This window comes from Exiguobacterium acetylicum, from assembly GCF_022170825.1.
In the GTDB taxonomy this organism is placed as follows: Bacteria; Bacillota; Bacilli; order Exiguobacteriales; family Exiguobacteriaceae; genus Exiguobacterium_A; species Exiguobacterium_A acetylicum_B.
Genome location: NZ_CP081878.1, coordinates 2,567,654 through 2,593,611 on the forward strand (window position 1 = coordinate 2,567,654; position 25,958 = coordinate 2,593,611).

The 25,958-nt window shown below is 46.5% G+C and carries 26 protein-coding genes and 1 other annotated feature; of the genes, 7 read left to right on the forward strand and 19 right to left on the reverse strand.

Going from position 1 to position 25,958, the window contains the following annotated elements; translation table 11 throughout:
* Nucleotides 1-464: 464 nt before the first annotated feature.
* From K6T22_RS13490 to K6T22_RS13515, 6 genes are all read right to left on the reverse strand, one after another.
* Complete coding sequence (locus K6T22_RS13490) at nucleotides 465-1,664, reverse strand: flagellin N-terminal helical domain-containing protein (RefSeq protein WP_238237754.1); 1,200 nt, start codon at nucleotides 1,662-1,664, stop codon at nucleotides 465-467.
* 215 nt (nucleotides 1,665-1,879) lie between these two features.
* Nucleotides 1,880-3,163 carry a methyl-accepting chemotaxis protein gene (locus K6T22_RS13495; protein WP_238237756.1) on the reverse strand — a complete coding sequence of 428 codons (1,284 nt, stop codon included), beginning with the start codon at nucleotides 3,161-3,163 and terminating at the stop codon, nucleotides 1,880-1,882.
* Between the two features lie 163 nt (nucleotides 3,164-3,326).
* Nucleotides 3,327-4,835 (reverse strand): peptide ABC transporter substrate-binding protein, encoded by a 1,509-nt coding sequence (locus tag K6T22_RS13500; RefSeq protein ID WP_238237758.1) that lies wholly within the window; start codon nucleotides 4,833-4,835, stop codon nucleotides 3,327-3,329.
* A gap of 98 nt (nucleotides 4,836-4,933) precedes the next feature.
* Nucleotides 4,934-5,171: a binding site (T-box leader), on the reverse strand.
* Nucleotides 5,172-5,233: 62 nt separating this feature from the next.
* Nucleotides 5,234-5,635, reverse strand: coding sequence for a hypothetical protein (locus K6T22_RS13505; RefSeq protein ID WP_238237759.1), 402 nt, complete (start codon nucleotides 5,633-5,635; stop codon nucleotides 5,234-5,236).
* A gap of 290 nt (nucleotides 5,636-5,925) precedes the next feature.
* Complete coding sequence (locus K6T22_RS13510; RefSeq protein ID WP_238237761.1) at nucleotides 5,926-6,756, reverse strand: GNAT family N-acetyltransferase; 831 nt, start codon at nucleotides 6,754-6,756, stop codon at nucleotides 5,926-5,928.
* Between the two features lie 63 nt (nucleotides 6,757-6,819).
* Nucleotides 6,820-7,302 (reverse strand): hypothetical protein, encoded by a 483-nt coding sequence (locus tag K6T22_RS13515; protein WP_238237763.1) that lies wholly within the window; start codon nucleotides 7,300-7,302, stop codon nucleotides 6,820-6,822.
* A gap of 137 nt (nucleotides 7,303-7,439) precedes the next feature.
* Here K6T22_RS13515 and K6T22_RS13520 point away from each other — a divergent pair, with 137 nt between their 5' ends.
* On the forward strand, nucleotides 7,440-7,943 hold the full coding sequence (locus tag K6T22_RS13520) for a hypothetical protein (protein ID WP_035410079.1): 504 nt from the start codon (nucleotides 7,440-7,442) through the stop codon (nucleotides 7,941-7,943).
* 91 nt (nucleotides 7,944-8,034) lie between these two features.
* Here K6T22_RS13520 and K6T22_RS13525 read toward each other — a convergent pair whose 3' ends face one another.
* Nucleotides 8,035-10,263: a S8 family peptidase gene (locus K6T22_RS13525; RefSeq protein WP_238237764.1), complete on the reverse strand. Its 2,229-nt coding sequence runs from the start codon at nucleotides 10,261-10,263 to the stop codon at nucleotides 8,035-8,037.
* A 5-nt stretch (nucleotides 10,264-10,268) separates the two neighbouring features.
* The gene (locus K6T22_RS13530; RefSeq protein WP_238237766.1) at nucleotides 10,269-11,309 is read right to left on the reverse strand and encodes an AAA family ATPase; all 1,041 of its coding nucleotides are present in this window, start codon (nucleotides 11,307-11,309) and stop codon (nucleotides 10,269-10,271) included.
* 142 nt (nucleotides 11,310-11,451) lie between these two features.
* Here K6T22_RS13530 and K6T22_RS13535 point away from each other — a divergent pair, with 142 nt between their 5' ends.
* A complete protein-coding gene (locus K6T22_RS13535) occupies nucleotides 11,452-11,622 on the forward strand; it encodes a hypothetical protein (protein ID WP_238237768.1) in 171 nt (56 codons plus the stop codon).
* Nucleotides 11,623-11,653: 31 nt separating this feature from the next.
* Here the strand turns inward: K6T22_RS13535 and K6T22_RS13540 are convergent, their stop codons facing one another.
* Together K6T22_RS13540 and K6T22_RS13545 are read right to left on the reverse strand one after the other, a co-directional pair.
* Nucleotides 11,654-12,949 carry a HAMP domain-containing sensor histidine kinase gene (locus K6T22_RS13540; protein WP_238237769.1) on the reverse strand — a complete coding sequence of 432 codons (1,296 nt, stop codon included), beginning with the start codon at nucleotides 12,947-12,949 and terminating at the stop codon, nucleotides 11,654-11,656.
* Complete coding sequence (locus K6T22_RS13545; protein WP_238237771.1) at nucleotides 12,946-13,602, reverse strand: response regulator transcription factor; 657 nt, start codon at nucleotides 13,600-13,602, stop codon at nucleotides 12,946-12,948. Before K6T22_RS13545 ends, K6T22_RS13540 begins: the two co-directional genes overlap by 4 nt.
* A 130-nt stretch (nucleotides 13,603-13,732) precedes the next feature.
* Here K6T22_RS13545 and K6T22_RS13550 point away from each other — a divergent pair, with 130 nt between their 5' ends.
* The 5 genes from K6T22_RS13550 to K6T22_RS13570 all read left to right on the forward strand — a co-directional run bounded on the left by K6T22_RS13550 (nucleotide 13,733) and on the right by K6T22_RS13570 (nucleotide 19,979).
* Nucleotides 13,733-14,884, forward strand: a complete 1,152-nt coding sequence (locus K6T22_RS13550) for a hypothetical protein (protein WP_238237773.1) — start codon at nucleotides 13,733-13,735, stop codon at nucleotides 14,882-14,884.
* 198 nt (nucleotides 14,885-15,082) lie between these two features.
* Nucleotides 15,083-17,908, forward strand: coding sequence for a sensor domain-containing protein (locus K6T22_RS13555; RefSeq protein WP_238237775.1), 2,826 nt, complete (start codon nucleotides 15,083-15,085; stop codon nucleotides 17,906-17,908).
* An 86-nt stretch (nucleotides 17,909-17,994) separates the two neighbouring features.
* The gene (locus tag K6T22_RS13560; RefSeq protein WP_238237777.1) at nucleotides 17,995-18,876 is read left to right on the forward strand and encodes a YitT family protein; all 882 of its coding nucleotides are present in this window, start codon (nucleotides 17,995-17,997) and stop codon (nucleotides 18,874-18,876) included.
* Between the two features lie 23 nt (nucleotides 18,877-18,899).
* Nucleotides 18,900-19,796 carry an alpha/beta hydrolase gene (locus K6T22_RS13565; protein ID WP_238237778.1) on the forward strand — a complete coding sequence of 299 codons (897 nt, stop codon included), beginning with the start codon at nucleotides 18,900-18,902 and terminating at the stop codon, nucleotides 19,794-19,796.
* Between the two features lie 15 nt (nucleotides 19,797-19,811).
* Nucleotides 19,812-19,979 carry a hypothetical protein gene (locus tag K6T22_RS13570; RefSeq protein WP_238237779.1) on the forward strand — a complete coding sequence of 56 codons (168 nt, stop codon included), beginning with the start codon at nucleotides 19,812-19,814 and terminating at the stop codon, nucleotides 19,977-19,979.
* Between the two features lie 55 nt (nucleotides 19,980-20,034).
* Here the strand turns inward: K6T22_RS13570 and K6T22_RS13575 are convergent, their stop codons facing one another.
* From K6T22_RS13575 to K6T22_RS13615, 9 genes are all read right to left on the reverse strand, one after another.
* Nucleotides 20,035-20,859 (reverse strand): squalene/phytoene synthase family protein, encoded by an 825-nt coding sequence (locus K6T22_RS13575; RefSeq protein ID WP_035410098.1) that lies wholly within the window; start codon nucleotides 20,857-20,859, stop codon nucleotides 20,035-20,037.
* Nucleotides 20,860-21,053: 194 nt separating this feature from the next.
* The gene (csrA, locus tag K6T22_RS13580) at nucleotides 21,054-21,278 is read right to left on the reverse strand and encodes a carbon storage regulator CsrA (protein ID WP_035410102.1); all 225 of its coding nucleotides are present in this window, start codon (nucleotides 21,276-21,278) and stop codon (nucleotides 21,054-21,056) included.
* The gene (fliW, locus tag K6T22_RS13585; protein WP_238237780.1) at nucleotides 21,278-21,718 is read right to left on the reverse strand and encodes a flagellar assembly protein FliW; all 441 of its coding nucleotides are present in this window, start codon (nucleotides 21,716-21,718) and stop codon (nucleotides 21,278-21,280) included. The genes csrA and fliW overlap by 1 nt, the downstream gene beginning before the upstream one ends.
* Nucleotides 21,719-21,722: 4 nt before the next feature.
* Nucleotides 21,723-22,301: a DUF6470 family protein gene (locus K6T22_RS13590; RefSeq protein ID WP_238237781.1), complete on the reverse strand. Its 579-nt coding sequence runs from the start codon at nucleotides 22,299-22,301 to the stop codon at nucleotides 21,723-21,725.
* A gap of 13 nt (nucleotides 22,302-22,314) precedes the next feature.
* Nucleotides 22,315-23,253: a flagellar hook-associated protein FlgL gene (gene flgL, locus K6T22_RS13595; protein ID WP_238237782.1), complete on the reverse strand. Its 939-nt coding sequence runs from the start codon at nucleotides 23,251-23,253 to the stop codon at nucleotides 22,315-22,317.
* Between the two features lie 7 nt (nucleotides 23,254-23,260).
* Complete coding sequence (flgK, locus tag K6T22_RS13600) at nucleotides 23,261-24,787, reverse strand: flagellar hook-associated protein FlgK (RefSeq protein ID WP_238237783.1); 1,527 nt, start codon at nucleotides 24,785-24,787, stop codon at nucleotides 23,261-23,263.
* A 12-nt stretch (nucleotides 24,788-24,799) separates the two neighbouring features.
* Nucleotides 24,800-25,207: a flagellar protein FlgN gene (locus K6T22_RS13605; RefSeq protein ID WP_238237784.1), complete on the reverse strand. Its 408-nt coding sequence runs from the start codon at nucleotides 25,205-25,207 to the stop codon at nucleotides 24,800-24,802.
* A 97-nt stretch (nucleotides 25,208-25,304) separates the two neighbouring features.
* The gene (flgM, locus tag K6T22_RS13610) at nucleotides 25,305-25,553 is read right to left on the reverse strand and encodes a flagellar biosynthesis anti-sigma factor FlgM (protein ID WP_035410118.1); all 249 of its coding nucleotides are present in this window, start codon (nucleotides 25,551-25,553) and stop codon (nucleotides 25,305-25,307) included.
* A 36-nt stretch (nucleotides 25,554-25,589) separates the two neighbouring features.
* Nucleotides 25,590-25,931, reverse strand: coding sequence for a hypothetical protein (locus tag K6T22_RS13615; protein ID WP_238237785.1), 342 nt, complete (start codon nucleotides 25,929-25,931; stop codon nucleotides 25,590-25,592).
* Nucleotides 25,932-25,958: the final 27 nt, after the last annotated feature.

Here is a 25,958-nt window from a genome sequence, read left to right on the forward strand (position 1 = left end):
TAATTGATTTATAAAACCTTTTAGTCAAACAACAATAACAAAAAAGGTCACGGAACGCGTCCGTGACCTGAACAATCAATATGTGCCAATTACGATTAACGGAGTAATTGGAGAACGCCTTGCGGCTGTTGGTTCGCTTGCTACGCGCATTAGCTTTCGCTAATGATAAGACTATATCTTCATCCTAGATATCCTAGGAGCTGGGCACTTCCCCCGCCGTTTACGGAGTACGGATTTCATAACCATCGGACAAGTCCATTAGGTCGTCTATCCTAGTCGTTGAACCTTCACCAAGGTTTCCCTACAGGTGCTTGGCTGCTGATTGTCCAATCCTTGATGTTTTTCAAAACGGTCACGCTCGCCGTTTCCAGCCACGTTGTCGTACACCAAGGCTCTCAGGAGTTCCAGCAATTCACCCAGTCATGTTCTAATCCGTTACCAGATTAGACGCCCGGTAGAATCAATTATCGAAGGAGTTGAAGAACGCCCTGCGGTGTCTGATTCGATTGAGCCAACATTGCTTGTGCAGCTTGTGCAAGAATCGAGTTCTTTGTTTGGTTCATCATTTCTTTCGCCATATCAACGTCACGAACGCGTGATTCAGCCGCTGTGATATTTTCAGACGATGTTTTTAAGTTGTTGATTGTATGTTCTAGACGGTTTTGATTAGCACCTAAAGAAGAACGTTGTGTTGAAATATCTTTAATTGAACGATCCATTGTAGAAATTAAGTTTTCAAAATTAGATTTACTTAATCCATTAGCAGCTTGTAATTTATTTAAAGCTAGTTCGATGGTATCTGAACCATTCGCAGATTCAATGTTACCAATTGTCGATGCGTCGTATTTTCCGAAAGATACAGATAGAGTTTCATCTGATCCTCCTTTTGTACCAATTAAAAATTCTGCCGCTCCACTTCCTGCTGCAGTTTTAATCGTATCAGTAGCTGTTGTTTCTAATGCTGCACCAATAAGGTCTGCTGTAGTTGTACCACTAACTGTTAAACTAATTCCCAATTCATTAAACGATAGGGTTTTAGAGTCGCCAGCAGTAGCAGGTAACGTAATAGTTTGAGCAACGTTATCTCCACTTCTTGTTAACGTTAACTTATCAGTTGTATCATCGTATGAAAACTGATAGTCACGATTAGCTAAAGCTCCAGATACATCAATTGCAGAAATTACAGAACCTACACCTGCTGCAGTACCTACTTTTAATTCAGAAGTTGAATCTAGCTTAGCAGATAGATCACCATTCAATAATTTTTTATCGTTGAATGCTGTAGTTTTAGAAACACGATTGATTTCAGTTTCTAACTGCTCTAATTCATCTAGAATCGCGCCTTTATCATCGCTATTATTTGTTTCGTTAGCACCTTGAACCGCTAACTCACGCATACGTTGAGAAATTGCGTGTACTTCATTTAAAGCTCCTTCAGCTGTTTGAATCATTGAAATACCATCTTGTGCATTTCGTGAAGCTTGATCAAGTCCACGAACTTGAGCACGCATTTTTTCAGAAATTGAAAGACCTGCTGCATCGTCTCCAGCTTTGTTGATGCGAAGACCTGAAGCAAGTTTCTCCATTGATTTGCTTTGCGCTGCAGAAGCCGCAGACAATTTGTTGTGCGTGTTAAGCGCTGTAATGTTGTGATTGATAATCATTGTAATTTCCCTCCATAGGATAATTTTTTTTGTCTCTTTGAAGATCCGTCTTCTCCGAGATGTGCCCCCTGGCCGGCCCAAGGGTGACACAGTGGATTAGGTCGATGACTGCTTCCACCCTATATATCGTCGTCCACTCGAAATGTTTAACAACTTTCTTCAAAAAAATGCAAAAAAATCGCACATCCGATTTAGATGTACGATTTCCTAATAGTTTAAAGACGCGTCGCACCTGTCTCTGCTTGTAATTGCTCCGCTACCGCCACAAGTTCTTCCATCGCACCATTCACTTCACCGAGCGATGCCGCTTGATGGCTCGACGCCTGTAAGACTTGTTCTGCATGTTTCGAAGCTTCTTCGACCATTGCCAAGATATTCGCAGTCGTTAAACCGACCTGATCAATCTCTTGATCGGATTTGACGACAAGCTGGTCAACCGATTTAACGCGTGAATAGACGTTCTCCGTCGAATGATGAATCTCTTCAAATGACGAGCCTGCCTGCTCAACAAGTCCAACACCTGTCGCAACTTCACTTTGGACATCGGTCATTGCGTTTGCCGTATCATTAACAAGACGTTTGACACCAGAAATCAAATCGGTGATTTCTTTCGCTGACGTTGCTGTCTGTTCCGCTAATTTTTTAACTTCTGCTGCGACGACGGCAAAACCACGTCCTGCTTCGCCCGCTCGTGCCGCTTCAATCGATGCGTTCAAACTGAGTAAATTCGTCTGTGCTGAAATGTCACTGATGACATCGGTGATCCGTGAGATCTCACCTGTCATATCCGTCAGACGACCGTTCAGCGTCGCTGACTGTTCCATCTTCTTCGAAATCATATGCATCGCTTCAACAGAATCGGTCGCAAGTGTCTTACCATTTTGTGCTTCCGTCTGCATGACCGTTGCTGATTTCAACGCTTCGTTCATCTCTTTTGCAACGTCATCCATCGTTCGTTTAACAGCGCCAAGCGCATCCATTGACAAGTAGGCTTGATCGACATTTTCATTCATCTTCGCTGATAGCTCTGCCATCGCTGAACGAATGCTTTCACCGGACGCATTGCCTTCTTGGACTGCTGCTGCGATTTCTTGCGCTGATGCTGTCAGCTTATCGCTCGAGCTCCCCATCTGTGTTGCTTGTTTGCGGATATGTAAGACCATGACTTCGAGTTCGTGCATCAATTGATCGACTTCATCCCCGCGCTTTGCTTCCTCGAAATCGACATTGAAGTTGCCGTTTGCGACTTCTCGCGCCGTCTCAGTCGCCTTTTCAATCGCTTTGATTGGTTGACGCAAGATCAATTGAATCAATGACGTTCCAATCAACGATAACAATAAGCCGATCCCTGCTCCGAACCAGATCGCTTTCGTATCCGCGACGTCAAGTCCACGATGGAGATAGAGCACGAGTTGGGCTGAGATACCGCTCGTGATGACTGAGATTGCTAAGACCCAAAAGAATAACCGTACCTTCAAGTTACTTCGTAATTTACGCATAACCGAAACTTCCTTTCCTGTATCTTCTTTCATCGTTCTCTCTATCGGTTTCTTTTGTAACCGTTTTAAGTCAGTTGACCTGATTTAAAAAAGTGATTTCCAGTCTTATGACAAAAGTCCAAAAAAAAAGTGATGGACTGAATCGTCCACCACTCTCTCTTTCTTACTTCCGCTCAATCTCCACATACTTATATGAAATATCCGTTCCGACATTGTGACGGGCAAGATTCTTAACTTCTGTGTTTTGCAAGAAGGCATTCTTCCGTTGGTAGACCGGCGAGATCGCTTGATCGTCGAGCAATAAGCTTTCCGCTTTACTGAGTAATGCAAGACGTTTGTCTTGATCGAGCTCACTTTCTGCCTGTTTTAAGAGACGGTCATACTGTTTGTTCGAGTAGTCCATCATGTTAAATGGATTACCGGTCGTGAACAAATTCAGGTATGTCGTCGCATCCTGATAATCTGGAGCCCAGCTCGCGAGTGACAAATCATAGTCTCCTCGTCCTTCACGTGCGAGACGTTCCTTCTTCGGTAGTGACAACAATTTAACATTGACATTCTGTTTCTTCAACGCCCCTTGGATGTACTCACCGATTTTTTTCGAGACATCGTCGTCTTCAATCAACATCGTCAATTCAAGGTTTTGGTTTGCGAGTACTTTGTTTGCCGCTGTTGCATCATATGACGATTCGATTTGACGCGCATTGTCATACTTTGGATCAAGTTCTTGCGGTACGATGTAATCCGCTGGCAGTGAACCGTTTCCGAGCAATGTCTCTGTCATCGCTTTTTTATCGTACGCTGCGTCGATTGCTTGACGTGTTTTCTTGTCTTTCAAAGCGTCTGTCTTTTCGTTCATCCGGATGAAGAACATCCGCGAGTCACTGAACGTGTTGTACTCTTTTTGATCTTTATACGTGATGACGTTCTCAGAGTTAAGTGGTGCGACATCGAGTTCACCTGATTCGAACAAGTTGATTGCAAGCATCGGATCCTTGATGATCTTCACGTCGACTTCATCGATCTTGACGTTTTTCCGGTCTGCGTACTCAGCGTTCTTCGCAAGCGTATAACCTTGCTCCGCTTGATACTTCTTGAACGTGAACGGTCCGTTGTAGACGTTTGTTTTCGGATCCGTTCCGAACTGGTCGCCTTCAGCTTTGACGATATCTTCCCGGACTGGCATATACGTGCCAAACGTCGTCATGCTAAGGAAGTACGGTGTCGGACGTTTCAGTTCGATTTGGAGTGTCTCGTTGTCGACGGCTGTCGTTTTTTCGACAGGTTCAAGCAAGTAAGCGAATGGTGAGTTCGTTTTGACGACACGTTCGAATGCATAGCGGAAGTTCTCCGCTGTGACGGGCTTTCCGTCCGACCATTTGGCATTCGGGTCAAGCTTGAACGTATAGACTTTTCCGTCCTCTGACACGCTATGTGATTTCGCTGCCGCCGGAACGAGTTCGTTGTTCGCGTCGAAGCGATAGAGTCCTTCGTAGATTTGGTTGAAGATGTTTGACGTGATGGCATCTGCCGGGTCAACCGACAGGAGATCGTAACTTTCCATCGTATGCAGGACCTTCTTATCTGCTTGTTTATCTTCTGCTGGTTCTGTCGTTGCACATCCTGCTAACAGGAATGCCGTGCTCGCCGCTGCGATCAATGTCTTTTTCATGTGTAGTGCCTCCTGAGAAATATGATGAGCGTTGGATGATTCGGCATACCTTGACGTACAACAAAAGGCGCCCTCTACGCATAGCTAACAGCTAATGCATAGAGGACGCCTGTATCCGCGCGGTGCCACCTCTGATTGAGACGAAAAATCGTCTCCACTTGTCGCTGGTCCAACAACCAGCTAGCCCGGTAACGGGGGCAACCGTCCTGTCTACTCGAAGGTTCAACAGGCTCTCAGCGGTCCATTCTCGTTCAGCTTACCGTGTCAGGCTCTCACCATTCCTGACTCGCTTGGTCGGCAGTGTTGACGATACTTACTCCGCGTCGTCGATGTAATTGATATGGCTTAACTTGTTGTTTACTTTACACGGCTTGTTTTTCGCTGTCAACGAAAAAAACTCAGAACGGATGGTCTTCTTGTTTTTCTTGTTCCCGACGGACCGGACGTGGTCGAATCGGTTCGACGTGTTTTACATGTGTCCGTGTGACGCTCGTAAAGATTCGATTCCCAAATGCCGCATCGAGTAAGATCGTAATTGCTGCTGCCATGTGTAAGAGCATCCCGACGACCGGAATGACACCGACCGTTGATGCGACGATCCCGACGATGTTCCCTTTTGAGACGTTACCAGCACGTGCCGTCAATACGACGACGACGATGTGAAACGCGAGCATTAACCACAGAGCATTGTAACCTGTTCCAAAGACAATCAGTCCACCCAAAAGCGGAATCCCGAGCACAGCTTCCATTCCACCTGATACCCACTTCAACGTCCGCAATGATTCCTGTCGACTCTCCATGACGTCGCCTCCTCTTTTTTTCCATATGTCTAGTATACGACGGATTACAGAAAAGGTTCCAACGTTTTTGTTTAGTTTCTGTAATAATATCAACAAAAAAAAAAACGATCGACGAATGTACTCAAGTCTTGCTCCCTTTCCTCAGGCGAGACACAAGCCGCGACTCTCTCGCTTTAGGCGAAGAGCCGGGTCTTGTTTGTCTCTGACAGCGCAACTGCGCTTTTTCCTGTAGGAGTGGAGCAACTTGAGCATCCAGCATGCACTGGAATTTCCGTCAATCGCTCATTATTTTAAACCGCCAACACGTGGAACTGATAGCCACGATGGACGACGAATCCTGCCTCTTTATAAAGATCAAGCGCCCGGTCGTTATCCGTTTCGACGTCAAGCTCGAGCTGTGTCCGTCCTGTCCGGAATAACGCTTGCACCATCAGCTTCAGCATCTTTTTCCCGTAGCCATTTCCTTGGGCTTCCGGACGAACCGCGAACGCGTGAATGCTCGCTTGTGTATCAGAAGCGAGATAAGCACGAATAACACCGACCGGTTTGCCGCTGGCGACACCAATGAACGTGATCCGATCGTCAGATTCGATTGCTTGATAGATCGATTCTGCTTCTTCGTCCGTGTTACCGAACGATTTTCCTAGTGTCTCGACGATGAACGGACGGTCGTCCGCTGTCGCTTCCCGTAGTTCGAAATCGGGATCTGCTTTTAAGAACAACTGCGCCTTCTTCAAGATCATGTTGTACTCTGTCATCCGGTACTCAGCCCCTAGCCGTCCAAGAACAGCTTGACCTGATTCACTAGCATCATCAATGACGAACGTGAAGGCTTCGACGCCCGCTTCTGTCGCCCGCGCACGTGCTGCTTCAACGAGTGCTGTGAAGATGCCTTGTTTTCGGTAATCGGGATCAACGAAGACGTTTAATTCCCATTCCGTCGGTAAATACGCGAATGCTTGCAAGTATCCAATTAATTGCTCACCATCATAGATCGCAAAATCGTTCTCGCCAACCCAATCGGCTGCGACTTTTAATTCAATGCCATCGTGATCGTTGACACATTTTTCGAGTTGTAATACATCTGTTGTTTGTTTGACGTCTGTGACGTTCCATTCCATATTCATTCACCTCATTTTCAACTATACCGAACGAACAAAAGAAGCACTAGCAAAAGCTAGTGCTCATTGCAGTTTAAATGTCTTCATCATCTGCGGGACGTCCTTGACGATCAAGTTCTCGATCGCTTTCTTGCCGACAGCACCTTTGACGGCTTCCGTCGGTAAGACGTAGTAGTACGTTTTGCTACCTTTCGTCCCGAGATATGTACCATATCCGATTTCACGGTCGAACTGTTTTTTCGAGAGCTTCTTCGGCTCGTAGTTCAAGTTGACGAGCAGCTGATCCGCTCCTTTGACTTTATAGTACAACGCGAATGTACCGCTCCGCGTGACGACACCGTATTTCGATTTGACTGTCTTGTTCTTGACGAGTTCGACTTTGTCTTGCTGGATTGCCTTTTTCAACGCATCTGTCGTCTTGACTGTGTAGCCGAACGTCTTGTTCGCGACGACCCCTTTATTGTATGTCACGTTACTTGCGGCAAAGCCCGTCACCGGAGTCAGACATGCTCCGAGTAAGACTCCTGTCATTGCGATTCGTTTCATGCTGACTCCTCCTTGAAATGATCGATAGTTATGGATTCCCTTTTGTGAAATAGGTAAACTCTATTCTCGAAAAAGATTTGACGGAATTGTCTAAATTTCTTACGATAAGGATAACGAAACGAAATGGGGTTAAAGCGATGACTGAACAAGAACAATTAACGCAAGAACAGCTCGATAACTTGCTCAAAAATGCGTTTGCAATGCAAGTTCCGATCCTCGAGAAGTTCATGAAGGATACACACGATCGCTATGCACTAGCAACAACGTCGTTCAAGCGTGACATGGAAGCGATGAAAGAGACGGAATGGCATCAGTTCTTCGCTAGTAAACTGTTACCGCACTTCTTCCTCGAGCACCTCGGATTTGGTGCATCGTTCCGCTTCAACGGACACGATAAGGAAGTCGATCTTCCTGAAAACGTCGTCCCGGTCCGTAATGATGCCGATGAGCAAATCGAAAAAGTCGTCCTTGGGGTCAAAAAAGCGATGCAAGATGAGCACATCAAGAATCACGATCTCGTCGCGAACTTCTATAAAGAAACACTCGAACTCGCTTGCCAAATGGGGAGCCGTGTCGGGATGAGCGATGAATTCTATACTCTCGTTAAACCAAGTCTCGTTCATGCGAACGAAGGCGAATAATTAAGTGATTAATCAATCAAAGACGTATGATTTTCTTACAGTTCCTTAGAACGGAAAAAGAAAATCATACGTCTTTTTGAGTGAAGAAAGTCTATTCTAATTCAATCGTCTCATTTGCAGTTTCATAGATATCAATTCTTTCTTCCACATTGATACGGTTTACAAGCCATCCTTTTAAAGAACACCGCTGAATAAAATCATCAATTCGGTTAACGCCGTTAATTTCTTTCAACGTCACGACTACTCCGAATCTTATTCCATCTCCGTCTCTTGCATTCAATCTTTCCTTGGTCTTTATGCTCATTCCCCACATAGAATTACTATATACTTTTTTAGGATTGTTACGACTTTTCACTTCTTCTTTGATGTGTTTTATATTATCCCATTTCCGAAAAAGTTTACGTGCTGATTCTTCACGTAAGTAGTGACCATCTTCACCTAGACTTTGCTTATTACCATTAAGCGGCATCAACTTACCTTTATCATTTATTCTTCCAAAATATATATCTAATTCAGTATTGGTATAGTCAACACCCTGATTTCGAGAGCATTTGGGAAAATAGCACATTGTCGCTTTTGCGATGTATGGATGTTTTCCGTTATGAATTGGTACAGGAAAATTATAATTGAACGTTTCATATTTTTCAGAAACACCTGATACGATGAACTTAATTTCATCTTCAGTTGTATTTACGATATCTTCTATTCTAATCGGAACAACACCGTGACCTTTTAATGCCAGTTGTGAAGTCTCTGGCGTTTTTTCCCATCCAATCGAAGCATCAATTATAAGTGCTTTAGCTACCTCTCGATTAAGTCCGACTATATCAATAAGATATGAAAGTTTACGTGCAATCCATGGTGTCGCAAATGATGTGCCGCTGACTAGAGCTTTTCCTAATGGCTCGCATACTGATATATAATCCCCTTTCGATCCTCCGTAGTAACTAACGTCTGGTTTTGTGAAAAAGGACAGCACTATACCATGTCTCGAATATGATGTTGGCACCTTTTCTCTATCTACCGAATTCACAACCATTGAATTGATAGAATCTGCCGGAGCACCAATTCGTTTACTGATATTAGTGTCTACTACGCGTTTATTCGTACCAGCAATTACAAATATGACATCACTCTCAAATTGAATTTGATCTAATACTGCACCTTCTGCTGAAATGAAGTTCTCATTCACTTCGTCATTAGAGCCTAAAGACAAATTCCATACCTTTATATCAGGATTACTTGTAATTATTTCTTTTATTTGCCGAATGATAGTGAATGAGTTAAACGCTTTTCCTGTAGCAACACCAAAATGCCTTACTCTAAATCTGCCACAGCCATCGTCTAAATTCGGATTTAATGTCGGTCCATCGACTATGATTGAACTAACAGCAGTTCCATGCTTATAATCACTGGGCTCAATTGGAATGTGACTATCAATCATATTATGAAACTCGACCCATTCACTAAAATAAACTCGATCATCGAATAATGTATCAATAACTCCGATCGTCGGTTCTTCTGCTGGTAAAGGAATTGATGCAGCATCCGATTCTATATATTCTCGAAAATCAATAGGTGCTAAATCAGATATGTTTTCTGTTACCATTGCAACTAAATAGGGAGCTTTTTGAAGTAATAAAGCTAAATCTATTTCATCCAGCAACACAGTAGTTTCGTTAATAATTCGCATATCCAAAACCTTAACACCAATTTTTTCAAGTAAGTTTTTTGTGTTGTTCTGGGTATCGTATATTGTAACAATTGATGTTTTCGCTGAATCAACCTCACTTGTTTCTACATCAAATTTCTCTACATAAAAAATATCTACTACTACACGTTGAAATTTGCTCTTTGATATTCCATAACTAGAAAAATTAACGTTTTCTAATTTGTTTAATGTTTCTTCAGAAATACTCCCATGAAACTCGTTTAGTAAAATCATTTTTGCCTTTTGAAAAACTTCAACTGCACGTTCTAAAGAAGACATCGAAATATAGTGCGTAATAATATGCTTTTTAATTCGTCCATCTGAAAATTTAGCACCGACAATCGTATCGTTGGTAGACATGTTCCCATTGGCGAAAACGCTGTTTAAGCGATTGCTTTTAGCAACAATTTTATTGTAATAAACGCTAACTAATGCTCCTTCAAATATTTCCTCCGTAGCCCAGAAACTAATTAAGCGAAGTAAGTCTTGTTTTAAGCTTTCTAGATGTGTCGCATTCACAGATGCACCTTTAGGAAGTTTTGGTGCACCCGGCCTGCTGCTATTAGCTTTCTGTTCAAACCGACCTTTCAATTCCAATATTTGATTCATTTACATCACCCTTCTTTCAACTCTCGTGAAACTTGGCTCTTTGAAACTCCTGTCAAAATTTCAATTTCCCTTAAAGTAAAACCTTTCGAATGAAGTTCTTGTATACTCCATGGTGTTTCACGATTAGTAATCGAACTAAGAATCCTTCTTAGATAATCGTACTCATTAGTTGGATCACTAAAGGCTAAGGCAATTTTTATTATATTTTTCAACTCACCAGGATTTGGTATCTTTTCAACACTTGATAAAATCTTTCTAAACAAGCGCATCTCTCTACTTGCTCCTTTAAATTTTTTAAGCAGTGAGTTCAATAAAACTTCAGCAATTTCTATCAAATCTTCTTTACTATAACGATCAAAATCAATTACAGAATCAAATCTTCGAATTAATGCTTTATCAAAATTTTCAAACAGATTTGTAGTAGCAATTAATACAACTTCCTCATTCAGTTTCTCGATTTCTTTCAAAATTGTTGAAGTAACTCTTCCCATCTCTCGAACATCATTCGAATTAATTCTATCTAGAGCTATAGCATCTATTTCGTCAAAAAGAATAACTACTTTTGACGGATAAGGCATGCGATTGATTTCGTTGAATACAGTTACAACATTTTTGGAAGTCTGTCCCATTTTGCTATCAATCAATTCGCTAAACTCAACGATGTATAATGTTCGTTCAAGTAAGCGTGCTAATTGCTTTGCCGTCTCAGTTTTTCCAGTTCCAGGAGTACCTTTAAATAAAAATTTATTAATACCAACTCTATGATGAACTGCATTAATGATTCCTTTTACATCTTCTGCAATTAATTTTGGAAGCGGTAACGGTTCATTATCTAAATCAAGTTCCTTTAAAAAATGACTTTCAAAAGAATTCATTTGAGGAACAAACGTATTAGCCGTAGATAGTTGACCCATGATATATTCAGCGAGTTGATGATCTCCAATTTGATCAAAATAACGTGCAATTTCTGTTGCCTCTTTTCTAAATTGAAGATCGTTTTTCTCAGTATGATATTTAATTAAATTTAGTATGTTTTTTTTCTTCATTTTAATCACTTCCCCTCGAGCATATTATAACACTCTTTGGGACAAAAATAATTATTTTGGGACAAAAAATAATTATTTTTGTTGACGAAACAGCTTTTAAAAAGTAAGATTTAGACATCCTAATTATTAAGAAGGTGAAACTATGGCGAAAAATGGTGCTCCAGGAAAAGGTCGAGTAGGAGCTGTTAAAGGACGAAGTCAATTCAAAGCTCCTAACGGCAATTATGTAAAAAGAGACACAAAAACTGGTCGTTTTTTAGATCAAAAAACAAGTAGTTCATCACCGTTTAAAGGTGTTCGAAAAGAACATTAATAAGTATTTCTTTGAAAAAGCAGGACACCTTTTAATTAAAGGTGCCCTGCTTTTCGCGTAGAAATAGCTTTATATAAAAAACTGCTCCCCCACCACTCCGGTCTCGAACACCGTACTCGAATTGATGACTATCAAGGATCATCCGACTGATTGCAAGACCCAGTCCATGCCCAGCACTGCCTTCTTGTTTGACGTAAACATCCCAAATCGTCGCCCGGTCTTCGGCGCGGACCCCCGCCCCTTCATCCTCAACTGTCAATTCAGTATCCGTTAAGCGAACCGTGACCGTTCCGTTAATCGGTGAAGCAAAGCGCGCGTTCATCAAGAAGTTGATCAAGACACGTTCGAACATTCGTGGATCAAGTGACTGTTTTATCGGCTTGAGATCTGTCACAAGTATAAGTCCCGCTTGCGTAAACGTGCCACGCAGGCGTTCGACTGTCGCTGTCACTAATTCATCAACTGCCACCTCGGTGACGTCAAGCGGCATCCGCCCACCGGCAAGCTTCGAATAAAGCAACGTCTCATCAATCAGATGACCGAGTCGGTCCGTCTCCTCGATGATGCTCGTCGTCACGTCAGGCAGTTCAGCGAGCGGAATGACTCCTGCTGCGAGTGCTTCGGTCTCATTTCGGATGATCGCGAGTGGCGTGCGCAAGTCATGGGTGATCCCGGCAATGAATGTCTTTTGTAAATGATCCTTCTGCTTCAGTTGTGTCTGCATCTCATCGACGGCGTCAATCAACTCTCCGACTTCATCCTTCGGTCGCGTTGGTAAGACGACGTCCGTTTCGCCGGCACCAATCTTTTGAGCAACAGAACGAAGCGTCACGATTGGTCGCGTCAGATGTCGTCCCATGTAGTAGGCAAGCAACGACGCGAGCAGTAACGTCACGAGTAACGCGAGTCCAATCGCGAGATAGACCCCACTCAGCGCACTACTCGCCAGCGGTGCTTGGCGGACCGTCGTGATTCGCGTTTCGTCAACAGTCAGCTGATAAGTCAGTAACCGTTCGTCTTGCACTTCGATGACGTCTTCCTTCTTTAGGTTATCAAGAAACGGTAATCGTCCAGCGGGTCCGCGCGCACCAATCCGTTGCGTCAATCCGTCCGTCGTCAAAAATCCTTGGATATCAAGCGGAATCGGAGTATCGGCTTCAAGGGACTGTTTGATGATGTTCGCTTCGCGCGCGAGCTGGTCGTAGCGTTCACCTTCTGCGAATCGGTTAACGAGGAACGCCGTCAAGACGAAACTGAGAACTCCCATGACGAGTAACGGACCGACGACAGCGTATAAGAACTTACGCATCAAAGGACGTCGTTTCATTCGATCGCCTCCAATCGATAGCCGACCCGGTGCACCGTCTTCAATTGTTGTTTAATGACGGGTAGCTTATCGCGCAGTTGTTTAACGTGCGTATCGACAGTCCGTGTATCGCCACCAAATGCATAGCCCCAGACGTCATCGAGAATCTGATCCCGACTAAGTGCTTCCCCGAGATGTTCGATGAAATAGAGCAACAGTTCGAACTCCATCTTCGCGAGACTGACCGTGCGTTCCCCTGTCTTTACTTGACGTCCCTTCTCATCGATCGTCAAGTCACCGAACGCATGGCGGACGACCGGACGAACTTTTAATGCTCGCTCGAGCCGAATCGTCAACTCCTTTAGGACGACCGGTTTGACAAGATAGTCATCGGCACCAAGTTCGAGCCCGAATACCCGATCATCTGCCTCTCCGCGTGACGTCATCATGAAGACGACCGGTGGCTGCACTTGTGATTTAATGCTCTGAACAAGCGACCAGCCGTCACCGTCCGGTAAGCGGACGTCGATCAAGACAGCGTCAAACGTTGTCGTCAAGCACTGTTTCGCCTCTGCTAACGAACCAGCAATCGTCACGTCATACGCATGGTGACGGAGGAAGCGTGCCGTCACCTGCGCTAATTTTTGTTCATCTTCAATCAATAGTACGTTCATTATCATCCCTCCACTCTTAGTGTAGCGCCTTTTTATCCGCATTTGCCTTTCTTCGCAGTTTCTTTGCAACTTCCTCACAACTTCTCTTTCGTGACCCTCTACCATAAAAGGTGAAAGGAGTGATCATCCCATGACATTCAAAAAACAATGGATCACTGCATTGACAATCAGCGCATTAACAGTCGGAGGAGCATCCGCATACGCTGCGACGAACGACGACTCGAGCACAACAAAACAAGCGAAACACGGGCACCACTTCGAAGGTATGAAAAAACACGATATGACGTTACTCTTGAAAAAATTGAACCTGACACAAGCCGAGGCAGACGCTGCCCGTGAAAAAGGACAATCGATTGCTGATCTCGCAAAAGCAAAAGGCATCTCGTTCGCTGATTATAAGAAAGCGGAACTCGCTGCAGCGAAGGAACAACTCGCAAGTCTCGTCAAATCCGGTGATTTAACGCAATCGCAAGCCGACGACATGCTGAAGCGTCAAACGGAACGGTTCAGTGGCGTCAAAAGCTATGATGAGTTAAAAGACAAGATGCCGATGGGGCGTCACGGTGAACCAGGTTTCTTTAATGAATCGTTGATTGCTGACGTCTTGAAAGCACTCGGACTCAGCCAGTCGAAATTTGATGCGGCGAATCAATCGCTTGCGGCCTACGCAAAAGCACAAGCAATCAAGTTCGCTGACTACAAAAAAGCATTGCTTGCGGAACAGACAAACCAACTCGATCAGATGGTCAAAGACGGGAAGATGACCGAAAAGCAAGCGACGGAAATCAAATCTCGTCTGACAGAAGAATACAAGGACGCGAAGAGCTACGACGATCTACCGGATCGCGGTGATCACGGTAAGCGTGGTGACCATGGACCGGGTGGTGTCTTCGGTGACTCAACATCCGCGATTCTAAAAGCACTAGGACTCGATGAAGCGAAGTTCGAAGCTGCAGAGCAATCGTTGCCTGAATTTGCGGAAGCGAACAAGATTGCTTACGCGGATTTCGAGAAAGCCGTCCTAACAGCGCAAAATGCTGCGATTGATCAACAAGTCAAAGATGGCAAGCTGACAGAAAAACAAGCAAAACAAATCAAGGAACACATTCAGTCACGAGCGGATGCGGTCTCGAGCTACGCTGATCTCAAAAAAGGTCCGGCGCGCGATGGTCATGGTCGCGGACACGGACACGGTCCGGATGGCGACATGCCAGGAGCACCGGATCAAGGAACCGATACGGATCCGAATGCGAGTGATACATCCGTCGATTTAGCGATTTAAAGATTAGACCGAAGCTCTTTCACCGGAGCTTCGGCTTTTTTGTGTTCACGTTAGGACAATTGTCTTTTAATCATGAATTTCACAAACTGATTCACTTTTTTGAAAAATAAGTCTATTCCTTGAACGAAGGTTGCAATTTCTATTTCCTTCACCCGATACTAGTAAAGAGAACGTTAGTATCGTAAGGAGGTGACGTGGATGGCTTTTCATGAAGCGATGAATCGGATTCGTCAATCCGACACAGCCCCACTCTATATCGGTGGACTTGAAGTATTTCGTCCGGAAACGGCGGAAGCCTTCTTTCAGCAACAGACAGATGCAATCTTTTTATTCGATGCTTCTGGAACGATCATCTATTTCAATGAACAGTTACCAGACATGCTCGGTTATTCAGCTGAGACGCTCTATGAGCACTTTGCCGTCTTCAATCCGCCTGATCAGGTCGAAGCGGTGACGTCCTTTTTCACGCGCGCATTAAATGGTGAGACCGTTCATTATACAGCACAAGGACTCCATGCCGATCAACACCGGGTCACGTTGAAGATTACGAACATGCCGGTTGAACAAGACGGACAAGTGATCGGTGTCTACGGTGTCGCCCGTGATATCACACGTGAGAAACAACTCGAAGAAGATGTCTCATCGATTCGCTCCCAACTTGAGCTGACGGAACAGATTCCGGAACTCGTTGTCTTTCACTTTGATGTTCAAAAACAAACGATCGAGTTCTCCCCTGCTCTGCTACATTTTTTGGGACTTTCAGAGGCGGATGCGACGACACTCGATCAAGAACAGTTGTTCAGCCGGATCCATCCGCGCGACTTCGACCCGCTCCGGTTCGAGATGGAACGCTTGATTGCGGGTGAAAAAGGACGATTCGAAATGGAAGTCTCTTTACTGACAGCTGACGGAACATACCAACTGTTACGGCTGAAAGCCTTCCATCGCCCGCATCATCCGAATCATTTGTCAGTCGTCCTCTATGATTTATCGGAAGTCGATGAAGCACGACGTCAACTCGTTACGGAGCGGGCGCAGGCACGCGAAATCTATGAAGCCGTGAATGCCGCGATCTCGCAAATCGATCTGTTCACGGGACGGATTCTTTTTCACTCCCAAGGATTCCTTCATATCTTTGAGGAGTTGCCGCAAGACTTAATCCTCAGCCAGGAGTGGTTGTTCGAACGACTGGACGCGCGCGATCATACAGCGATGAAGCAATTCATCGGACGGCTAGTCGACGGACAAGCTGGTACGATTCAGTACCGACTTCATTTCCCGGATGGGCGCATCAAATGGATCGAGGACCAGCAAATTCCAGTCTTCCAGCTCGACGGCACGATTGCCTATACGAATAGCATCATGCATGATATCACGCTCCAAAAAGCTTATGAGGAACAGCTGCGACAACTTGCTTTGCGTGACGCCGTGACGCGCCTGCCGAACCGCCAAGCGCTGATCGAGACAATCGATGCTTGGCAAACGAAGGATCAATCATTCTTCGTCCTCACCGTCTCCTTCAACCGAATTGCCGAGATCAACAATGCCTTCGGGCACGGTTCTGGTGATCAATGGTTACAAGGAACGGCTGCCTTATTACAACAAACGAAACCGGACGAGACATTTCTCGGACACCTCGGTGGTGACGAGTATGCCTTACTCGTGCCGACGAGTTACAAACAGGACGTAACGACATGCGCGCAGTCGCTACTCGACTTATCGGAAACACCGATTTCGATCGAACCGTATGCCTTGTTCGCTCGTGTCTCGGTCGGAGTCAGTCGCTATCCGGAAGACAGTACAGACGCTGTCGAACTATTGAAACACTCGTACACTGCCTTACGTCGGTCGCGTCGTGAAAATCACAGTACGATGCACCACTACGCGTCGAATCTCGATATCGATTACTACCGTCGTTATCGCCTTGAGCAAGATTTGCATTATGCGATCGAACGCGATCAACTGTTCCTCGAATATCAGCCGAAGGTCGATAGTTGGACCGGTAAAATCGTCGGACTCGAAGCGTTGATCCGCTGGCAGCACCCAGAATGGGGACGGATTCCACCGAACGACTTCATTCCGCTTGCTGAAGAAAGTGCGTTACACGTCGCGATTGGCGACTGGGTCGTTGAGACAGCCTGTCGTTCGATGCAACACTGGCAAACGACAGGGGCAGAGCTTGTTCCGATTTCCGTCAACGTCTCACCGAAACGATTCTTGATCCCTGGTTTTGAACATCACATCGAGCGGATGTTATCGACGTATCAATTGGCCCCTGAATTACTGGAACTCGAAATCACTGAGGCGGCTTTGATCATGGATGATCCAATGACGAGTCGGACGCTTGAATACGTCAGCCGAATCGGTGTTCGGATCGCACTCGACGATTTCGGGAAGGGCTATTCCTCGATGGTCTATCTGCAACGGTATCCGATCAATGTCATCAAGATCGACCGGCAGTTCGCGACGCATATCACGGATGACGCAAAAGCCCAAGCGATCGTCAAAAGCATTCTCTATATGGCAGGCGAGTTCAATCTAACCGTCGTCGCTGAAGGCATTGAGACGCTCCGGCAGCTCGATACATTCCGGACGCTCAATTGTCCAAGCATCCAAGGTTACTTGTTTAGTCGACCGGTCCCAGCTGACGTCATGGAGTCATTCCTCCTGCGCGAGATTTTGTATCCGATTGAAGCTTGTTCCTTGTCGAGCGACACGATACCGCGCTTTTCTGTTTCAGGAAAAGTCCGCATGTTGACGCATCATGCGCAATCGTTCGATTTAACCTTCTCAGACATCGAAGCTCATCAGACGAGTACGCGCGCCCTCTACTTCTCAACGAAGACGTCGTTACCGTTGTCGGATGCAACATTCGAGATTCGATTGAGTGAAGGCTTACAACTCGTCACCTGTACGGTGAGAATCACCGGGCAGGAAGATGAACATTATATCGGCGAATATACGAATCCGACAGAAGCGGAACAGATCATGCGTTTCTTCCAATCGTTACGCTATCGCCCTTGACCTCTCCACGAAGACGTTCACACACGTCTTCGTGCTTTTTTGTTATAGTAATCGTAAAGCGTTTCACTTCAGAAGGGAGGAATGGCATGCAGTCACCACTACCTACGAAACATCATCGCCGTTCTACGAAAGGTCAGCTTTTTCGACGAATCTTGATGCTGACGATTGGTGCCATCATCTTCGCGCTTGGACTCAAAGGATTCCTTGTTCCAAATAACATCATCGATGGTGGCATCGTCGGAATCTCGATCATCGGCTCAAAAGTGACGGACACGACGCTTGCCTTGTGGCTGTTCTTCTTAAACATCCCGTTCATCTTTTTCGGCTACAAACAAATCGGAAAAACGTTCGCCTTATCGACGTTATACGCAATCTTCGTCATGGCAATCGCAACAAAACTATTGGAACACATCGGTCCACTGACGAGCGTTGACTTACTCGCGACCGTCTTCGGTGGTTTGATTCTCGGAATTGGTGTTGGAATCGTCATCCGGTCGAGTGGATCCCTCGACGGAACAGAGATCCTCGCTGTCTCCTTTAGCCGTTCGACGCCGTTTTCAGTCGGTGAGATCGTGATGTTCTTCAACGTCTTCATCCTCGGCGCTGCCGGATTTGTCTTCGGTTGGGACCGGGCAATGTATTCGTTAATCACCTATTTTGTCGCCTTTAAGACGATTGATGTCGTCATCGACGGTCTCGATCAGTCGAAGAGTGTCTGGATCATTTCTGAGAACTACGAAGAGATCGGTCTTGCAATTATGGATCGCCTCGGTCGAAGCATGACGTACTTAAACGGTGAAGGTGCCTTTACCGGTGACGGCAAAAAAGTCATCTTTTGTGTCATCAGTCGCCTTGAGGAATCGAAGCTCAAAGACATCGTGCGCGACTTCGATGAACAAGCCTTTATTGCGATCGGCAACATCCATGATGTTCATGGCGGTCGCTTCAAGAAAAAAGATATCCATTAACCGAACGAAAGGAAGGAACGCGGGTGTGGAAAAAACATCGTAAGAAAATCATCAGCGGGGTGGTCATCATCGTGACGCTTGTCGTCATCGTCGTGGTCGGCATTTCTGGTTACGTCGGATCCTCGTTGACGCAACCGGAACGCGAAGCCTTGACGACGACACCGAAAAAGGCGGAAGGGCTCGACTATGAAGACGTCACCTTCCGCTCATATAAAGACCGGACGCGCCTATCGGGCTGGTGGATGCCAAGCGAAGATGCGAAGTTGACGGTCGTCTTCGCCCACGGCTACGGCAAGAACCGGGAACAAGAAGATGTTCCGGTCTTTCCGTTATTCAAGAAGTTTCACGACGCCGGCTATAACGTCCTGACGTTTGATTTTCGAGGATCCGGTGAATCGGATGGAAAACGTTCGACGGTCGGCGCAAAGGAACAAGACGATTTGCTAACGGCCGTTCGCTACGCGAAGTCGCGGTCTTCGAAACCGGTCGTCCTCTATGGCATCTCAATGGGTGCTGCAACCTCCCTCGTCACGGCACCAAAAGCTGACGTCGTTGGTGTCATCGCGGACAGTCCGTTTAGCGATCTAGAAAATTATCTATCGACGAACTTACCGGTTTGGAGTGGGTTACCGAACTTCCCGTTCACACCGGTCATCCTTGAAATCACACCACCACTGACCGGCTTGAATCCGGAGCGTGTCAAACCGATCGAAGCCGTTCGACGCATCGAGTATCCAATCCTCTTGATCCACGGAAAGGACGATGATGCGATTCCGGTGACGGAAAGCATGAAGATCCAAAAGGCGGCTCCACGGTCGGAACTCTACGTGACGGAAAACGGGGGACACGTCCAGTCCTATGCCCACGACCGGAAAGCGTATGAAGAGAAAGTCATGACGTACTTGTCAGATTTGCATTGATGAAAGGAGAATGACATGCAACAGTTATCATTGTTCCTAACCTTTTTCATCGCCCTGACAGTCATGACGATTGGTCTGCTCGTCTCCCGTCGTGCCGGCTATCGTTTCCCTTACGGACGAACGATTGTCTTGATCTGGACCGGTTCTGCCCTGATCGGACTAGCACTTTATTTATTACGCTAACCAAACAGCCGCCCGCTTTCCTAATGGAAAACGGGCGGCTGTTCGTTTAATAGGCTTATCGTTTTAATACGGCAGCGCCGACGATTTTCAAGACTTCCGGACGACTGAGTTTTTCTTTCCCTTTTGCAAGAGCATCGAGTGTTCCATGCGCAAGTGCAAGTGGGATATGACAAAATTCATAGATCGTCGTCTCTTTTGGGATCGAAGCGAGGTACGCGTCGGCTTCTGCGAGGTTCTCACGCGCATAAGCGAACATCGTATCCGTCGTCCAACCAGGTGGGAAGTATCCGACACCACGTTCCGCATCCTCCTGTTGGTTGCGGAGAATGTTGACGGCTTGTAACCCACGACCAAAGCCGATCGCTTGCTGTTTATCAGTCACGATTCCTGCCTTCCAGTACCAGATATCAGATAACATGACTCCGACGAGTCCTGCGACATAATACGTATACTCGTCAAGATCCGCTTCCGTCTCGACCGTCCAGTCGCGTTCTGCCCAGACAGCCATGCCTTCTGCCATCTCTGCCGTCGAATCGAGGACCTTTGGACGAATCGCAGCCGGACAGTAGGCGATCCACTCCGGTAGACGGAGTGTCACTTCCGGTAGATGCGCCGTATACGGGGCAATCAACTCAAGATACGCTGTCGCAGAAAACGTGCCTCGCATCAATAGTGCTGTCTCACGGAGCAACATCGTCTTGACGTCCGTTGCCAAGTCCTCATGGTCTTCAATCTCATCAATGGCGCGCATGCATAGATAAGCAGCACCGACCGCTTCCTGTAAGTCTTGCGATAGTCGACTGATCGGGATGTAGAAGGTGCGACTCGTCGCTTTTAATACACGGTTCGCGTCTTTTTTCAGCTGCTTCGTCTCATTCATTCCTGACAACTCCCTCTTTGGCTCAAAAGGTTTCTTTTCTCTCCATTACTATACACGATTCAACGCGTTTCAGCATTTGTTTCATGATAAGAAAGACTCCCTTTGCGCTAGATTCAGGCAAAGGGAGTCTGTTCGTCCTCGTTTGGAGCGCATCGTTTGCGAAAAAGATACGTTCCAATGACATTCAAATGGAATCATTTTTCCTGTTGTTTCAAGAGTTGTCCAATCAATCCTGTACTGCGGGACGCTTCCGTGTTCTCTTCTTGGATCGACAAGTAGACTTCTTTGCGATGGATGTCGACCTGTCGTGGTGCTTTGATGCCGAGCTTGATTTGATCGCCTTCAATCGCAAGAATCGTCAGTTCGATGTCGTCACCGATCTGAATCGCTTCTCCCGTCTTTCGTTTCAGTACGAGCATCAGTGACCACCTACTTCCGTCAGACTACCAATCAGGTGACGATTCGTGTATGTATCGTCCAAGATGATTTGTTTTGCAAGGCGTTGTTTCGTCTCCATGACGAAGGGTGCCCGTAAATTCGTCGTCGACGTCGTGAACGGATCACGTAACGTGACCGTCGTATAGACGGCGACTTGCGCCGTATCCTCGATCCCGAGTTGCTCTTTTGCTGCTTCCGGTAACTCGAAGACGTATTCTGGATCAATCCAGAATGGGTTCGTCACGACGAAGGCACATTCCGGCTGATCAATCGATTGAAACGACCAGAACGGTACACCCTCTCCGAGCGGGAGCAAGATGAAGCGTTTTGCTTCCGGAAAACCTGGTAATTCAGACGCGAAGGTGATGATTTCCGTCTCGTCAATCGTAATGGTTCCAAAAAAATCCGTTTCGATCTGCATGTCGTTATCCTTCCCCATCGAATATGCCGCCAACCGGCCACATATTCAGTTGATTTTGTTCTTGTAAGTAAATCTCGACCTGACCTTCTTTTACGGTCAGTTCCGGTCGATGCGTTTCGACATCGATCTTCGGACGATTCGCGGTATAACTTAATCGTACCTCAGCCGGTGTATAGGTCGTCTTGACTCGATCGAGGCTCCGTGGAATGAATCCGAGGGTCGTTACTTCAGCAGGAGGTGTATCATTGGCTCTCGCAATTCGCGCGACAGTTCCCCCGCCCTGCTCGATCCGCATCAGTTGATCGCCTTCGGAAGCTCCTTTTGCGACAGCTTCCTGTCCTTTTTGTCGTCCATAAGTAGCATACTGTCGAACGGACTCAAGCGCAGGAACGCGCCCCATCTCGATCCAAGCTTGTGTCGAATCGATCTCAAGACGCGCTGCGACCGTTTCAATCGATAATTCCCCACGTGGTTGTTCGATCGACAGGGAGGCAGGTGTCTGCTTCTGCTCGATTTGCGGACGTGTGATGTTCATTCCGATTCGTGCCGCCGTCTGACGCATCTCAAGATGTGGAAGATTCATCTGCCTTCACTCCTTATCGTAGGAAATCGAGTAATGTCGGTTGGATGATCCGTGCACCGGCGCTAAGCGCTGCCCGGTGTAACGTCTCGTATGACTTTAGATCCATGATGACTTTTTCCGCCTCGATGTCTTCGTTATTCGACATAACCGTTTTTGCGATGATTTCTTGATCCTCGAGCCGTGATGTATTCAAATCCATCCGGTTGACGCGTGCTCCGAGATCAGCACGTGTCTCGACCGCTCCGTTGAGCATCGCATCGATATCCTTCAACATCCCGGATAAGGCAGCGCCGTTATTGTCAGCGTTCGTACCGAGCGCATCATAGACTGTTTTCAACGTTTCGAACGTTCCCGGTCCGAAGACGCTGATCGGAGAGATGTTGACTTGGACCTCGATCCCGGAAGAGACTTCATACTGAATCGCTTCCGTCTCCTTGCCTGTCGGATCACCATCCGTGAAGACGCCTTCGATCGGTCCCGCTGCACTGGCTAAATAATTGCGCAATCCGTCCATCGAGACGAATGGTGTATCCGTCTTTGTCCCGTTGAAGATCCCTTTTTCATTGTATTTCGTGTTCGCAAGCGTCCCGATGTGTTCGATCAATTGACCGACCTCACTCTGGATCGCTTTACGTTGTGTCGCATCATACGTATCCGTCGCCGCTTGCGTCGTCAACTCACGAATCCGACTCATCGCTGACGTGACTTCGTTGAGGGCAGAATCCGTCAAGTCCATCCAGCCGGTTGCTTCGCTGGCATTTTTCTTGAACTGTTCCACTTCCCGTACTTCCGTCCGGTACCGAACGCCTTGCATCGCAACGACTGGATCTTCCGACGGACGCTGAATCTTCTTGCCACTGATCAGCTGTTCCTGAAGCGTGCTCAAGCGCTGATAGCTTGAGGATAAGTGCCCGATATTTGTTTTCGTCAACATCGTTTGTGTTACTCTCATCTATTCATCACCGTCCTACAAGTCCCATACCGTTGATGATTTTATCAAGCATCTCATCGACGGTTGTAATATTTCGTGCTGCTGCATTATAAGCATGTTGATACTGAATCATCATCGTCATCTCTTCATCAATCGAGACGGCAGACATCGACATACGGCGCTGATCCGCACTTTCCATTAAGACAGCGGCACTCTTACCGAGGCGTCCGACCTGATCGGTTGAGACCGCCATGTTACCGATGACATTCTGATAGAATGAGCCAATTGTCGTCGTCGTGTTCGATTGCGTGAATGTGATGCTCGCCGTCTTCATCTTGGCTAGTTTCAATGCCCCTTGGCTATCCCCGATATTACCGTCCGTCGACGTCGCGATGTTATCGAGACTTGCTTTGATGTCTGCACCGACTGAAATCGTTGCTGCCGTGATTTCGCCACTTGTTGACGTGAAGAAAGCATTCGATCCCGCTGTACCATCTTTTTTCACGTTCGTTGCGTGTGCTACGTTAAAGGCATCCGCGAATGTCTTTGCCATTTCATCGAGTTGGTCTTCCATCTTGACGTATTCCCCGACAGCTTTTCCGTCTCGTTCTTGTCCGTACATTTCGATTAATCCTGTTAAACGTCCTGTTGAGAAGCCACCTAGCTGATCAAACGTGTACGTCTGTGTCTCAGACTTAAAGCCTGTATACAGTCCCTGATCGTTCGTCGTGAACGTCAGTGTACCAGCTTTCGGCAGATCGGAGTCGACAGCAAGCAGTTTATCGCCGTTCGGAAACTTGATATTGACGTCGATTCGTCCTTCTGCGTTGCGTAATGCATTCCCCATCTGTCCTGTTTCAATCGCCTGAGCGTCTACTGTCACTTTTTCGAAATCAACATATTGAGCAAGCTCATCGAAGTAACGATCGCGTTCATCGTAGAGCGCGTTCGGCAAAGCACCAAGCGGTTCGACGACATGGATTTCCGTATTGATGTTATGGATTTTTTGCAAGAGGTCGTTGACTTTTTTCGTCGAGACCTCGACTTCACTCTTTAAGTCTGATTTGACTTGATTGATGGCTTTTGCCATGTAATTGAAGGTTTGCGTGAGAGTCTCTGCTTTTTGACGGACGACACTACGTGCGCCTGAGTCTTGCGGATTCGTCGACAAGGTCTGCAAGGATTCCCAGAACCCGTCGAATGCTTTTGAAAGACCCGTTTCCGACGGTTCGTTGATGATATCTTCCATCCGTCCAAATGCTGCTTCCTTCGTGCCGTAATACGAGACCTTCGTCACTTCATCCCGGTACTGCTTATCAAGCATGACGTCCCGAATGCGTTCGAGCATTTCTCCGCGGACACCAGTGCCGACTTGCCCATTTCGTCCAGATCCAAGTGAAATCGAAAGTTGCTCCGTCGTTCCCATGACGAGACGCTGACGAGAGAATCCTTCCGTTCCGGCGTTCGCAATGTTATTTCCAGTCGATTGCAGGGCCCACTGGTTCGTCGTTAATGCGCGACGCCCTGTCTCAAGCCCCATGAAAGTCGATCCCATCCGTATTCCTCCTTACGCGTTTCGATTGAAGTGTGTCTGGTTCAGTGCGGATTGTCCATATGTGAAGTCGTCCGCTTCCGGAATCAAGAGTTGGAGGTGCCAATCCAAATAGTGCAGGGATTGTTCTAGTAACTCTGCGTTTAGTGTGTTGAGCTGTCGCAGTTGACCAATTGTCTGCAACAACGTTCGGAGCGAGTCGACATCTTCCGGGTGCGTCTTGATCCACTCTGTCATCGTCACGCTTCCCATGAGTGCGAGTCGTTCTTGTTCTAGTCCTTCGATTCGCTTGATATGTACAGGTTCTTCCTTAACGATTTCAGACAAGCGGCGCATGTCATTTGCGATCAAGACCTGCTTCTTCTCTTCTGCGAGCGCAAGCAATTGAGCGTGCGCCTCATTGAGCTGATTGATGAGTTGCATTCGGTTTCTCCTTCCGAATTGAAAAAGGTTCCATTCATATAAAAAACGACCCGCGCATCCGTGCCCCGAGTCGCCTCCATTGTCTACGATGTCCCGCTTACAGGTTCAAGAAACGTTCCGCGATTTTTTTCGCATCCGGTTTATAGGTTCCATCCTGGATCGCCTGTTTGAGGGATTCAATCTTTTCAGTCCGTGACGTCTGTGTCTCGTTGAAACGCGCACGCGCTTCTGTTGAGATACTGACTTCGTCAGGACGATTCGTGCGTTGGTTTTTTGTTCCTTCTACTGATTGAGTTCTTTCGTACGTTTTGGGCATGTTCACCCATTTCGTAGAATCAATTCGCATGTGAACACCTGCTTTCTAGACTACAAGATTCTTAGTTCAAGTCCGATACGTCCTTGGTTTCGAAGAGTCAGAAGAGTCAAGCATCGCCTGGGCGAGGTCGCGTCGTAAACGATCACGACACGCGGCACAAATCGTGCCTTCACGGGAGGGCTTCCCGCAACTCTCACACATGATTTCCATTTGGGAAATCTCGGAGATCAATAAGCGCCCTTCCTTGATGTAACGGAAGACGGTATCTTGACCGACACCCGTTCCGATCTCGACATCTTTAGGTGAAGTCCGGATTTTTCGTCGTTCTCGCAGAAATTCGCGTACCTTCTCAAAATCCGTATGATCCTTTCGTATGCAATCAATACACAGTTCTGAAGATTGACGCATGACTAACTTCCCGCAAGATTTACAATT